The organism is Paenibacillus macerans, from assembly GCF_050565405.1.
GTDB lineage: Bacteria > Bacillota > Bacilli > Paenibacillales > Paenibacillaceae > Fontibacillus > Fontibacillus macerans_B.
The window spans coordinates 1-13,037 of sequence record NZ_JBNYYG010000051.1 but is presented as its reverse complement, the minus strand read 5'-3'; the positions used below and the strand labels follow the sequence as shown (position 1 = coordinate 13,037).

Below are 13,037 nucleotides of genomic sequence, written 5' to 3'. Positions count from 1 at the left end.
CGATGCGCACGCTTGTGGAAGGCGTCAAATCGGGGCTGGCCTCCCGTAAATTCTGGAAAGTGGCGTCCGTATGGCTGGTTTGCCTGCTGTACGTCTTGTTTCAGGGCGGCAAAACCTCACTGATGTTATTCATGATGGTTTCGGTGCTGGCCTTTTATTGGGCGATCGGCGGGCTGGCCGGCGTGAAGCGGATCAAGGGCGCCCGAAGCCTGTCGCTTGCCGGGGACCGCGGCGGCCTGTTGCAGGCCGGGGATCAGGTGCTGGTGAAGCTGCAGCTGCAGCTTCCGGCTTTTATGCCGCTTCCCTACATCGTGGTCAAGGAAACGCTGCAGCGACATAACGGGGATACTTGGGCGTTCGAAGACAGCGTGATTCCTTATTTTCGCGCCTGCTCCGAGCTCGTCTACAAAACGCCGCCGCTGGAGCGGGGAAAATACGTATTTACCGGCACGACGTGCAGCGCCGAGGATATTTTCGGACTGATGGAGCATACCGGCGTATTTCTTACGGGCGGAGAATTCCGGATCCTTCCCCGGACGGTGTTCATACCGCACTGGGAGCTGTACAGCCGCAATTCCCGCATGGCCGGACCGGAGACGGCCGTCACGCTGTCGCGCCGGGAAACGACGCAAATCAACGGTGTGCGCGATTATGTCTACGGCGACCGGATTTCGCGGATTCACTGGAACGCCACCGCCAAGACGGGGACCTGGAAGTCCAAGGAATTCGAACACGAGTCGCTGCCGAAAACCATCCTGGTGCTGGATGCACATACCAGCGCGTATCTGCGTTCCGCCCAGTTTGAACTGGCCGTATCGACGGCGTCTTCGCTGTTGGAATACGGAGCCAGGGAACGAATCAGCATGGGGCTCTGCACCCTCGGCAAAGCGTTCCGCTCCTTTCCGCCGGCGGAAGGATACTTGGAGCGGCAGCAGATGATCCATCATCTGGTCGATATCAATGCGGACGGCTACGGCAACTACAAAGACCATCTGGAAGCGCATCAGGAAATGTTCCAGCCGGGCGCTTTCTTTATCCTGATCAGCCCGCAGGCCGACGACAAAGTGCTTGGCATGCTGCGTTGGGCCAAATCGCGCCAACTGATTCCCTATCATATTCAAATCGGGGACGAAGGCGCGACGCCAGGCGTTCCGAACGCCTCGCGGATCAGCCGGCGCTCCGCTTGGCAGGGGGTTCTTCAGGAGCGGGGACTGCGCGGCATCTACGTAGCTTCGCTTCGCGATCTTCCCGCAGCGATGGGGGGTGTGAAGCTGTGAAAATAGCCGCAGAGCATCCTAACGCTTTTGCTTACCGTTTGCTGTCGTTGGCGTGGGTGGTGGTCATCGCCATGCAATGGGTCGATTTCACGGAGCCTTTGTGGTTTACCGTAACGACATCCTTGGTGACGGTGACGATCTTCGCGGTAGCTTTGGCGGAACTGCTGTTGCCGATCACAACGGCTTGGAAATGGACGATCAAAATCGCGTTGATTCTGTGCATATGGCGTGTCGTTTTAGTCGGTTATAACGTGTACGAACCTTACGGGCCTTTTTTCCCGGACCAGATCCGCGGCATGGCGCTGACCTTTACGCCGTATATTTGGTTTTCGCTGGCGGCCTGGGGGCTGCTGGAGGCCGTGCTGAGGCTCGTCGTGAACCGCCGGCGGATTTTGCTTTTTCTGGCGGCGCATCTGATCGTTTTGGCGATTCTGGACTCCTTTACTTCCTATTATCTTTGGGAAAATGTAGCCTGGACGGTGTTTGCCGGATTGGGATGGCTGGTAAGCTATCATTTTTACGAATACCGTTTGAAGTATCCGCAAGGCTGGCAGCGCCTTCGCCGGCAGCCCGTGAAAATCGCCGTAAACGTGGCAATCGTCTTCGCTTGCGTGCTGCTGATCGGCATCAGCATGCCGTCGGTATCGCCGACCTTGACGGACCCGTACACGGCCTGGATCAAGCGCAGCGGCGGATCGGGCAGCGGGTCCGCGCTGCTTTCGGGGGCGGAGGGCGGCAGTTCCTCCTCCGCCGCTCAGGAGGAGGTCGTCTCCGGATACAGCCGGGACGACACAAGCCTTGGCGACGGCTTCGAATTCAGTTATAGCCCGGTCATGTCGATCGACACGCCGGTAAGGTCTTATTGGCGCGGCGAGACCCGGCGCATGTATTCGGGTAAAGGCTGGGCCGATCTTGAGCAGGAGAACCGGGACACCCAGCGGTATCAAGGCGCTCCGGAAGCCGACCCGCTCGTCGGCGAACAACCGGCCAAGGTCGAAACGAGACAGGTGGAACAAATCGTGACGATGAACACCGACCGGGTTTATCCGGTCCTGTTCGGCGGCTACGCCATGGAGAGCGTCGAACTGCTCGACGAGCGGGACAGCGCGGCCAATATGCGCTGGGCGAGCCGGGAGGCCGAGTTGTTCTGGAACGGCTATCGCGATCCCGGAGATCAGCCGGATTATCCGCGCAAGTATAAGGTGGTCGCGAACATCCCGCTGATTCCGTTGGAAGAGCTGGGGAACGCGAGTTACGAAACGCTGTATCCGGAAGGGGCCGAGGCCCAAGAATCCTATTTGCAGCTTCCAAGCAATTTGCCGCAGCGGGTCAAAGATCTGGCGGAGCAGATCACGGCTGAAGGCACGACGCCTTATCGGAAAATGAATTTGCTGCAGACGTACCTGCGGCAAAATTTCGAGTATACGAATAAGCCGGATTTATCTAGAAAGCGAAGCGACGATTTCGTCGACAGCTTTTTGTTCGAAATCCGGCAAGGGTACTGCGATTATTACTCGACGGCCATGGTCGTGATGGCCCGTTCGCTGGGCATTCCGGCCAGATGGGTCAAAGGCTATGCCCCCGGCAGCCAGCCGAGCGAAGAAATGATGATGCGGAGTCCGGAGATAGGCCGGGCCTATAATGTAAGCAATGCCGATGCCCACTCCTGGGCAGAGCTCTATTTCGGCGATTACGGCTGGATTCCTTTCGAGGCCACCCCGGGCTTCGACGCGCCGATCCTGGAAGCGGAAGACGAAAGCGCCGAAACCTTCGAGCAGGATCTTGTCGAGGAGACGGACGTGGCGGCTGCGGAGGAAAGCTTCTTTTCCCGTCTGGATCCGGAAGTCATGCGCAACATCTTCTTTACTGCGGTAACCGTCCTGCTTGCGTGGGCGCTTTATCAATTGCGCGCCGAACTGTACTTCCTGTGGCTCCGCCTCCGGCTGGGCCGGCCGTTAACCGCTGGCGAGAAGACGATCTTTGAGACGCTGCGCGTCGTCAAGCGGCTCCGCCGCAGAGGATTCGAGCGCAGCGATCAGGAGACGTTGCGGGAAGCGTTCGGCCGCTGGAAGCTTAAGCAGCCGGAGCTGGCCGAAGCGCTGGATCCGCTGCTGATCTGCTTTGAGGAAGCAGGCTACAGCCCCGGAACGGTATCTCCGGCCCAATTCCGCAAGGCGCAGCAGTTGGCGCGCCAAGCGATCAAGCTCGCTGCGTCAAACGGCCGCAAGCGGTTTGGCTTTCTGCCCGGCAGCCGGTCCTCCGAATCGGTAGGGGCGGATCGGAGCCGTTGACCCGCTGACTGCGGCGGCAGATAAGGCAAATCGATTAACGCACGTCTTCCGCGCTTGCGCGGGGGACGTGTTCTTTTTTAAAATATAGAGAAGTCGGGGGAAGATTATGGTATAGTTTGTCGTATGAAACCGAGGTGAACGTATTTGTTTAAGAAATTTTTGCCGAATATGCGCGTGGACAGCGTATTCGAAATCGATCTGGAAGGGCTTTATGCCAAAGGCTACCGGGGCATCATCACCGATTTGGACAATACCCTGGTCGGTGCCAAAGCGCCGCTTGCCACTCCCGAACTGATCGAATGGTTTGAGAAAGTAAAGAAATGCGGGTTTAAACTCGTGATTGTGTCAAACAATAATTTGGACAGGGTATCGGTGTTTGCGAACCCTTTGAATATCGAGTTTGTGCACGCGGCCAGAAAACCGTCCGGAGCGGCCTTTCACCGGGCCATGGAAATGATGGGCCTCCGTCCGCAGGAGACGATCGTCGTCGGCGACCAACTGATGACCGACGTGTTCGGCGGCAACCGGCAAGGGTTATTCACGGTTCTCGTGCTGCCGATCTCCGTTCAGGATGAAGGCATGGGGACGAGGATTAACCGTCGGCTCGAGCGGATCGTGAAACGGCGGCTCGGCAAAGCAGGATTATGGCTGGAGGAGGAAAAAAAGCGATGACGGAGGTACGGAGCGCGGACAGCGCTCTTCGCTGCAGCGGGTGCGGCATCGCGCTGCAGAGCGAGGAACCGAACAAGCCGGGGTTCGTCCCGGAGCAAGCCTTAATGAAGGAACCGGTAATATGCCAGCGCTGTTTCCGGATCAAAAACTATAATGAATCATCGTCGGTCACGGTGGAGCAGGACGAGTTCCTTAGACTGCTCTCCCAGATCGGCGGCAAGGAAGCGCTGGTCATCCACATCGTCGATCTGTTCGATTTCCAGGGCAGCGTCATCTCAGGGCTCCAGCGGTTCGTCGGCAACAATCCGGTGCTGCTGGCCGTCAACAAAACCGACCTGCTGCCGAAGGTCACGAACTGGAACAAGGTGCGGAACTGGGTGCAGAAGGAAGCGAAGGATATGGGGCTGAAGGTCGAGGATGTTATGCTTTGCAGCGCCAAGCAAAACAGCGGCTTCGACCGGCTGCTCGACGCGGTGGCGGCGCGGCGCGGCGACCGGGACGTTTATGTCGTCGGCGCGACGAACGTCGGAAAGTCGACGCTCATCAACAGGCTGATCCGCGATTATAGCGACCTGGAGCAGGAGTTGACCGTTTCCCGGTATCCGGGCACGACGCTGGACATGGTGCATATCCCGCTGGATGACGGCCGGGCGATCATCGATACGCCGGGGATCATGTACCCGTCAAGGTACAGCGAGCTGGTGGCTCCGGTCGACCTGGGCGTCATCATGCCGGACAAAACGCTCAAACCGGCGGTCTATCAGCTGAACGAAGGGCAAACATTATTTTTCGGCGGCTTCGGGCGGTTTGACTTTATTCAAGGGGATCGCCAGTCGTTCACTTGCTTCGTTGGCGGACGGGTCCCGATTCACCGGACGAAGCTGGAAAGAGCCGACGAGCTCTTCGCGGAGCATGCCGGGGAAATGCTGGCGCCTCCGAGCAAGGAGCATCTCGCCGAGCTTCCGGAATGGACTCGCCATGAGTTCCGGATTCCGAAGGGCGGCCGGAGCGATCTGTTTATTTCCGGGCTCGGATGGGTTAAAATCAATAACGATTTCGGTGCCGTCGTGGCGGCGCATGTGCCTAAGGGAGTTAAAGTGCTCGTACGGCCGTCGCTGATTTAAACCGTAAGATACTCTATGTGCATAAAAGCGAGTCAAAGCCAAAATCTCGTGTCTTGTTATCTCTGCGTGCTCCTTTGCACGATTATCCCCTTTGTTAAGGGAGCTAAGTGCAGGGGGTAGCGTTGGGTTAGGGATAAAATAATAAGATCTGCGCCAAATAGGTTCTTCCTTCGACTTTGTCCGTTTCTTTGCTCTCTGGTCTGATCAAACGGGATAATCGTGCAAAGCGTCCGGACAGCGAGTGTTGACCTGAGTGTAGATCTTACGCCAACGAGCTACTTGGCCCTATTTTGGGGCGAAGGCGGATAAATGGCCCGTTTTACACCTCTATTTTCTCGGGGTTGGGCGATCGGAGGAGAAACGATGGAGGAGCAAGCAAACAAAGCGGGCCGGGAACGGGAAGGCGGCCAAGCCGAGCAGCCGATGCTGCTCGGCGTTATCGGCGACCCGATCCTGCACTCCAAGTCGCCGGCGATGCATACGGCGGCGCTCCAGGCGTGCGGCATCGCGGGGGCGTATTTGCCGTTCCACGTCAAGGGCGATCGCCTGGAGGAAGCGATCCGCGGCATCCCGGCTTTGGGATTCCGCGGCATCAACGTCACGGTTCCGCATAAATTGGAAGTAATGAAGTATTTGGACCGGATTGACGAAGGGGCCCGGCAGATCGGAGCGGTCAATACGATCGTGAACGACGGCGGCGTCCTCACCGGCTACAACACGGACGGGATCGGATATATCCGTTCGCTTAAGGAAGAAGCCGTACCAGACCTGGAAGGCAAAAGCGTTCTGGTGCTGGGCTCCGGCGGTGCGGCGCGCGGGATTCTCTACGCGTTGCTGCAGGAGAACCCGGGACGCGTGGTTCTGGCGAATCGCACGGCGGAGAAGGCAAAGCAATTGGCGGCCGAATGGGCGCATTTAGGGCCGCTTAGTGGTTGCGGCATGGACGAGACCGGGGCTTTGTTGCCGGAAACCGATATCGTCATCAACACCACCTCGGTGGGCATGTACCCGCAGGTCGGCGAGTGTCCGATCGACCCCGAGCGAATTCCGCGGGGCATCGTAGTCAGCGATCTGATCTACAATCCGCTCGAAACGGAACTGCTGCGGGAGGCCAAAGCCAAGGAATGCACGGTACACAGCGGCCTGGGAATGTTCATCTATCAGGGAGCTTACGCGTTTGAACGGTGGACCGGGCTGCCCGCGCCGGTCGACGCGATGCGGGCCGCGGTCATGGAGAGCATGAAGCGATAAAGTTATCGCCTATTTGAATGTTAAGGAGTCTTGAAACTACATGTTAACGGGAAAACAAAAACGTCACCTGCGCAGTATGGCGCATGGGCTGCAGCCTATTTTTCAGGTAGGCAAAGGCGGCACCAACGATCACATGATCAAGCAAATCGCGGAAGCGCTGGAGCGCCGCGAGTTGATCAAAATCTCCGTGTTGAACAACAATCTCGACGACCCGCAGGAGATTGCCGAAGCGCTCGCCTCGGGCGCCGGAGCGGAGCTTGTGCAATTGATCGGCAGAACGATCATCTTGTACAAGGAATCGCGCGAATACAAGCAAATCGAGCTTCCTTAAAGGTAGTTCAAAACCTAACTTTTTGAACTTTTAATAAAGGGTTTTGGAGGAACGCGAAATGAAGAAAGTCGGAATCATGGGCGGGGCGTTTGATCCGATACATCTCGGTCATCTGCTTGCGGCGGAAGCCGCCAGGGAACAATATCAACTGGAAGAGGTTTGGTTCATGCCTTCGCACATTCCTCCGCACAAGCATCAGGCCGGGGTCAGCGGCCAGCAGCGGCTGGAGATGGTGGAGGCGGCGATCCGCAGCCATCCGGCCTTTAAACCGCTCGATGTCGAGCTGCGCCGCGGCGGGGTCTCCTACACGGTCGATACGATCCGAGAAATCCGCTTGCTGCATCCCGAACTGGAATTGTATTTCATCATCGGGGCCGATATGGTCAACTATCTTCCCAAATGGGAAGGGATCGAGGACTTGGCCGGGATGATCTCGTTCATCGGGCTGCAGCGTCCGGGGAGCTTTCTGGAGCTGGATGCCCTGCCTCCGTTTATTCAGGATGCGGTGCTGCTGGCGGAAATGCCGCTCGTGGATATCTCCTCCAGCCTGATCCGCAGCCGGCTGTCCGCCGGGCGATCGGTGCGGTATATGGTACCGGATTCCGTGTATGAATACATGACAAGGAGCGGATTGTATGGGATACAGCCGTGAGGAGCTGATCGCCGCCGTTTCGGCCGGGATGCCGGCCAAACGCTGGAAGCATGTCGAAGGCGTGATGGAGAGCGCCGTCCGGCTGGCGAAGCGGTACGGCGCCGATCCGGTCAAGGCGGATTTGGCCGCTTTGCTGCATGATCTGGCCAAGTTCTGGCCGATCGACGAGCAGGAAGCGGTGATCCGTGACAACGGCCTGAACGCCGAACTGCTCGAGCACGACAAGCAACTGCTGCATGCCGAGGTGGGCGCCTTTGTTTCCCGCAGGGACTATGGGGTGTTGGACGCCGAGGTGTTGGATGCGATCCGTTACCACACCTCGGGCCGGATTGAGATGACGCTGCTGGACAAAATCGTCTGCCTGGCCGATTATATCGAGCCGGGGCGGGAATTTCCCGGGGTGGACCGAATTCGCGAGCTGGCGGAAGTCAGCCTGGAGGACGCGCTGATCGCCGGGTTCGATTCGACGATTTCTTTTTTGCTGGAGAAAGGGAAGCCGATCTTCCCGCTTACCGTGCTGGCGCGCAATGATTTGATAGGGCAACGAACCAAACAAAGGGAGGCTGAGTGAATGGCAGTAACACCGGGAGAATTGTTGAACATGGCGGTACAGGCCGCCGACGATAAAAAAGCGATGAACATCGTGGCGCTCGATTTGAAGGGGATTTCGCTGATTGCGGATTACTTCGTAATTTGCCACGGGAATTCGGATACGCAGGTACAGGCGATCGCTACCGAAGTACGGAAGAAAGCGCACGAGGCGGGGGCCAACATCCGCGGGATCGAAGGGATGGAATCCGCCCGCTGGGTGCTCATGGATTTGGGAGACGTCGTCGTCCACGTGTTCCACCGCGACGAGCGCGAATATTACAATATCGAGCGGCTGTGGTCGGACGCCAAAGTCGTGGAGACGGTATGAGCCTGGTAGCGGGTACTGTCGTTTCGCTGCCGATTGACCGCGAAGTCTCGCCGTACGGTTATTTTCTCAGCGCGGGCGGGCAGGATGTGCTGCTGCATTATTCCGAGCTGACGCGTGAGGTGAAGCCGGGCGAAACGGTCGACGTCTTTTTGTTCTTCGATACGGAGGACCGGCTGGCCGCGACGATGAAAAAGCCTTATCTGACGCTGGGCGAGCTGGCATTGCTGGAGGTGGCGGACGTCCATCCCCGGCTGGGCTGCTTCCTGGAGATGGGGCTCGGCCGCCAATTGCTGCTCCCGATCCGCGAGCTGCCCGAGCTGAAGGAGTTGCATCCGCAGGTCGGCGACCATGTCTACGTCATCATGGAGCACGATAAGCAAGGCCGGCTTAAGGCAAAACTGGCCGGCGAGCAGGAGCTGGCTCCGCACGCCTTCCATGCGCCTACGTCATGGAGAAACCAGTGGGTGGACGCCATCGTATACAAGCCGCTGCAAATGGGAACGTTCGTCGTGGTGCAGGGCGGCGTGCTCGGCTTCGGGGCGATCGGCATGATTCACGACTCGGAACGCAGCCGGCTGTTGCGATTGGGCGAACGCGTTCAGGTGCGGGTATCCCATATCCGCGAGGACGGACGCGTAAACCTGGCGATGGCTCCCCGCAAGGAGATCGGCATGGGCGAAGACGCGGAGCGGATTTTGGCCTATTTGGAAAGCCGCCCCGGCGGCGGCATGCCGTTTTCCGATGCGACGCCGCCGGACCTCATCAAGCAGCGCTTCGCGATAAGCAAGGCCGCGTTCAAACGGGCGATCGGCAAGCTGATGAAGGAAGGCAAGGTGGTCCAGAAGGAGAACTGGACATACCTGGTCCAACGGCAGCCTGCCGAAACGGAGAATCCGGGTCACCCCGAAGCATAAACGGGTGTAGGCGTTCGGAGCGACGCTGTAATTGCGTCAGCAGCCACTCACAGACAGAAAGCGCGGTGACAAATAAGAATGGCTTCATATCGAAAATTTGCCTACGTTTATGACGAATTGATGGAAGATATGCCTTACCCGGATTGGATCCGGTTTGCCCGAACCGCCTGGGAACGGCACGGCATGCCGAGAACGGTCGTCGATCTCGGCTGCGGGACCGGCAGCATTACGATTCCGTTGGTCAATGCCGGCTTCGAGGTGACGGGCATCGATTTGTCCACCGACATGCTGGCGGTAGCCAGGCGCAAAATGGAGACGACGCCCCAGGGCACGCGTTTGTTCCGGGAGGGCAGCGTCCGGTGGGTACAGCAGGATATGACGGAATGGGTGATGCCGGAGCCGGTCGATTCCGTCATTTCTTTTTGCGACTGCCTGAATTATTTGCTGGAAGAGGACGACATCGTTCGTACCTTTCGCCGTACATACGAAGCGCTGAAGCCGGGAGGAACGTTCCTGTTTGACGTGCATCACCCGAACACCCTGATCCGGTACGAGGAAGAGCAGCCGTTTATTTGGGACGAGCCCGGCGTATCGTACATCTGGACCTGCGAGCGCGATGCCCTTCGGAACGAAATCGAACACCATCTGACGATTTTTGCCCGCGAGGAGGAGCAAGGTCCAGGCTTGTACCGGCGTTTCGAGGAAACGCATATTCAGCGGGCTTACGATCCGGCGTGGATGAGAAGCGAGCTGTTGCGCTGCGGTTTCCGCGAGGCGACCATTTACGCGGATTTTGAATGGGTCGAAGCGGTGGATGACGCGGCCCGGCTGTTTTTTGTGGCGGTAAAATAAGCTGTAAATTCCGTATGCCCATGGAAGCGGCTCCGGGGAATTCATAAGCGGAAAAGAGAGGGAGAAGCATGGAGAAGCAGATGACGGTTTTATTCCAAGGGGATTCGATCACGGACGGGAACCGTGACCGCGGAAACGATCTGAACCATATCTTAGGGCATGGCTATGCGTACATCATTGCCGCCAAGTTGGGGAACGAATACGCGCATTTGCGCCCGGCGTTCATCAATCGGGGCGTGAGCGGGGATCGGGCCTCCGACCTGTACGCCAGATGGAACGAAGACGCCATCAGTCTGAAACCGGACGTGATCAGCCTGCTGATCGGGGTCAACGATGCCTGGCGGCAAATGGCAGGCGAGCCAAGCGGAGCGACCGACCGCTTTGAGCGGGCTTACCGCCATTTGCTGGAGGAGACGCGGGAGGTGCTGCCGGACGCGAAGCTCGTGTTGTGCGAGCCGTTTATCCTGAATACCGGGGCTCCTGCTCTGAAATGGGCCGAGTGGGAGCGGTTGATGAACCGCTATCAGAACGCCGTCCGCCGTCTGGCGGAGGCGTTCGGGGCGGTGCATGTCCCGCTGCAAGACGCTTTCGAAGCGGCGGCCCAGCGCACCGACGCCGCCTACTGGCTGTGGGACGGCGTTCACCCGACGGCGGCCGGCCATGATCTGTTGGCGGAGCGCTGGCTGGAGGTCGTGGAGCGCAGCGGATTGTGGGATTAGGTCCGTGCACCGCACCCGATACGTGTAATTATTAAAAAAGGGTTTAAAACGGGACTTATCCTGCTTTAAACCCTTTTTATTATGTTTACAACTTATTTTTGACGGAACATTTCCTTCAACACTCGATAAGCGCGTGCTTGTTCCTCGGCGGATTGCTCTTGCAGCAATTGCACGATTTGCCAAATCCGCGTTTGATCATTAAGTTGGTCGAACCCAGGAGTCCGGAATAAAGCATAGACGCTGACTTGCAACGCATCCGCGATTCGGTGCAACGTTTCAAGCTGCACGTTTTGTTCGCCTCGTTCCAGACGCCCGATGTACGAACCGTATGTTTCCGTTGACTCAGCCAACTGTTCCTGAGTAAGCCCTTTTAATTTGCGATAGTATCTTACATTCTTACCAACTTGTTTGGCTACATCCATACAGGCCACCCCTCGTAAATAAGTTTATCGATATGGAGGGGGAAACTGCAGAGCATCGAAAGTTTTATTATACATAAAAATAAGAATTCAAAAGTTCTTTATTGTATATTATTGACAAATATAAAGGAATATATTAGTTTAGAAGTAGAAATTAACCACCGACTAACAGGGATTTTATATCATATGTCCAATAAGTATTGAGAAATGAGGTTAGTGGTATGGTTGGTAGGAGTGGTTTGGGATGAGGCAAGCAACCACGATTTTAACGGAATTGAAAGACTTCATGAGACGGGAAGGCTTAAATATTAGCCAATTGAGTAGATTGGCGGAACTGAATTCCGGAACCGTGAGTTCCATTATCAACGGAAAGAAGGTGATGGGCGTTGAGCAATTGGATCGTCTAACAGCATCGATGGGATTGGCGGAAGGTTGCTTTTATGAAGAGTATCTTAAAGATTATTTGACCGAGGCTTCTCCAAATTGGCGTAGAATCAGACCTTTCCTATACCGTTGCGGGGAGCTTGAGAAACTGGACTGCATCCGGAGAACCGTGGTTTTATTGATGGAGAACTTAATGTATGCTTCCCCGTTGTTTGAAATTGCGGAGGACTTTTTTCGAAGCGGCAAGCCTGCCGCTGCCGCCATTTTATACGAAAGCATCGCCGAAAGTGAGCAAAAGCAACATTCGGAACGGTTGGCCGTTTGTCAGTATCGGTTGTTTATGATCAGACAAGGAAACGACCAAGAGTTGAATTATCAGGCGGCTATTCAGTTCGAGCCCTTTGTGGAGCGGTTGGATGAAATGGAGCAGTTGGATGCGTTGAAAGACTTGGCTAATACGTATCGCGCTCTAAACCGCTGGAATAAAGTAGAGAAAATCGTTCAAAAGTTGGAGTATAAAGCCAAGGTTTTCTATTCCTCGGAACGGGAGTGGAAGGGACAGTCCTCTAAAAAAACAAACAGGCCCTTGTTTTTTTATTTAGCTTACTCTTATCTGCTCTACGGAAATATTTATGAATTGCGGGGGGATTATAAGCAAGCATTACGTTATATTCAGCTTTATGCGGATTTAAGTTGGGTGAAAGAGAAAGATCAGGAAACGCAGCATTGGAAGAACTTGTTTCAAGAGTGGGCCGAAGCGAATTCACTATTGACTAAACTGTCTTCTGGAGATTTAAGTGTCTTTTCGGAATTTGTGGCCAATATCGAATCCAAAAAAGATGATATTATCCTTTCATTGCTAAATATCATGGAAAATGCTAATCGGTTTGATATTAATGTTGACGATATATTGCAACGCTTTGAAGTGGAAATCAACTCATTAACCAGACAACTGATCGCAATGGGAATGTACACTCAGCAGACGATTTCCGATTGTATTTCTCGACTTTTAAACGAGTTAGCTACATATTATTTGCGTAAAAATCAATATACGGACGGATTTAAGCATTTAATAGAAAGTATGAAAATATCTTCAAATACAAATAACAAAGTATGTATAATTAAGTGTGTAGGGTTGTTTGAACTTGGCTCTTCGCTCTACTGTGTGGGTTTAGTGCTAAATGTTAGTTTCATAACCCTTTCCGCCTGTAAGAGAATTTCAGAGATTGAAA

Annotated in this window: 14 protein-coding genes; 13 read left to right on the top strand and 1 reads right to left on the bottom strand. The window is 55.6% G+C overall.

Translation table 11 applies throughout. The features are described 5' to 3' along the window. Positions 1-2: 2 nt before the first annotated feature. The 12 genes from ACQ4N8_RS22150 (at position 3) to ACQ4N8_RS22095 (ending at position 11,002) form a co-directional block, all read left to right on the top strand. Positions 3-1,277: a DUF58 domain-containing protein gene (locus ACQ4N8_RS22150; RefSeq protein ID WP_430706518.1), complete on the top strand. Its 1,275-nt coding sequence runs from the start codon at positions 3-5 to the stop codon at positions 1,275-1,277. After that, positions 1,274-3,568, top strand: coding sequence for a DUF4129 domain-containing transglutaminase family protein (locus ACQ4N8_RS22145; protein WP_430706517.1), 2,295 nt, complete (start codon positions 1,274-1,276; stop codon positions 3,566-3,568). The genes ACQ4N8_RS22150 and ACQ4N8_RS22145 overlap by 4 nt, the downstream gene beginning before the upstream one ends. Positions 3,569-3,736: 168 nt before the next feature. Beyond that, complete coding sequence (locus ACQ4N8_RS22140) at positions 3,737-4,240, top strand: YqeG family HAD IIIA-type phosphatase (RefSeq protein WP_430706534.1); 504 nt, start codon at positions 3,737-3,739, stop codon at positions 4,238-4,240. Continuing rightward, positions 4,237-5,364, top strand: a complete 1,128-nt coding sequence (gene yqeH, locus ACQ4N8_RS22135) for a ribosome biogenesis GTPase YqeH (RefSeq protein WP_430706516.1) — start codon at positions 4,237-4,239, stop codon at positions 5,362-5,364. The genes ACQ4N8_RS22140 and yqeH overlap by 4 nt, the downstream gene beginning before the upstream one ends. A gap of 363 nt (positions 5,365-5,727) precedes the next feature. Then, on the top strand, positions 5,728-6,615 hold the full coding sequence (gene aroE / locus ACQ4N8_RS22130; protein WP_430706515.1) for a shikimate dehydrogenase: 888 nt from the start codon (positions 5,728-5,730) through the stop codon (positions 6,613-6,615). Positions 6,616-6,655: 40 nt separating this feature from the next. Further along, the gene (yhbY, locus tag ACQ4N8_RS22125) at positions 6,656-6,946 is read left to right on the top strand and encodes a ribosome assembly RNA-binding protein YhbY (protein WP_430706514.1); all 291 of its coding nucleotides are present in this window, start codon (positions 6,656-6,658) and stop codon (positions 6,944-6,946) included. A 58-nt stretch (positions 6,947-7,004) separates the two neighbouring features. Then, entirely contained in the window at positions 7,005-7,598 is a 594-nt protein-coding gene (locus ACQ4N8_RS22120; protein ID WP_430706513.1) for a nicotinate-nucleotide adenylyltransferase, read from the top strand. Next, on the top strand, positions 7,582-8,169 hold the full coding sequence (gene yqeK / locus ACQ4N8_RS22115; protein ID WP_430706512.1) for a bis(5'-nucleosyl)-tetraphosphatase (symmetrical) YqeK: 588 nt from the start codon (positions 7,582-7,584) through the stop codon (positions 8,167-8,169). Before ACQ4N8_RS22120 ends, yqeK begins: the two co-directional genes overlap by 17 nt. Then, positions 8,170-8,517, top strand: coding sequence for a ribosome silencing factor (gene rsfS, locus ACQ4N8_RS22110; RefSeq protein ID WP_430706511.1), 348 nt, complete (start codon positions 8,170-8,172; stop codon positions 8,515-8,517). It begins immediately after the preceding gene. Beyond that, the gene (locus ACQ4N8_RS22105; protein ID WP_430706510.1) at positions 8,514-9,431 is read left to right on the top strand and encodes a CvfB family protein; all 918 of its coding nucleotides are present in this window, start codon (positions 8,514-8,516) and stop codon (positions 9,429-9,431) included. The genes rsfS and ACQ4N8_RS22105 overlap by 4 nt, the downstream gene beginning before the upstream one ends. A 78-nt stretch (positions 9,432-9,509) precedes the next feature. Continuing rightward, positions 9,510-10,283, top strand: coding sequence for a class I SAM-dependent DNA methyltransferase (locus ACQ4N8_RS22100; protein ID WP_430706509.1), 774 nt, complete (start codon positions 9,510-9,512; stop codon positions 10,281-10,283). A 68-nt stretch (positions 10,284-10,351) separates the two neighbouring features. Then, the gene (locus ACQ4N8_RS22095; RefSeq protein ID WP_430706508.1) at positions 10,352-11,002 is read left to right on the top strand and encodes an SGNH/GDSL hydrolase family protein; all 651 of its coding nucleotides are present in this window, start codon (positions 10,352-10,354) and stop codon (positions 11,000-11,002) included. 92 nt (positions 11,003-11,094) lie between these two features. Here ACQ4N8_RS22095 and ACQ4N8_RS22090 read toward each other — a convergent pair whose 3' ends face one another. Next, a complete protein-coding gene (locus ACQ4N8_RS22090; protein WP_430706507.1) occupies positions 11,095-11,424 on the bottom strand; it encodes a helix-turn-helix domain-containing protein in 330 nt (109 codons plus the stop codon). A 241-nt stretch (positions 11,425-11,665) separates the two neighbouring features. Between ACQ4N8_RS22090 and ACQ4N8_RS22085 the strand changes: the two genes are divergently transcribed. Next, positions 11,666-13,037, top strand: a 1,372-nt coding sequence (locus ACQ4N8_RS22085; RefSeq protein WP_430706506.1) for a tetratricopeptide repeat protein, incomplete at its 3' end; no start/stop codon positions are given.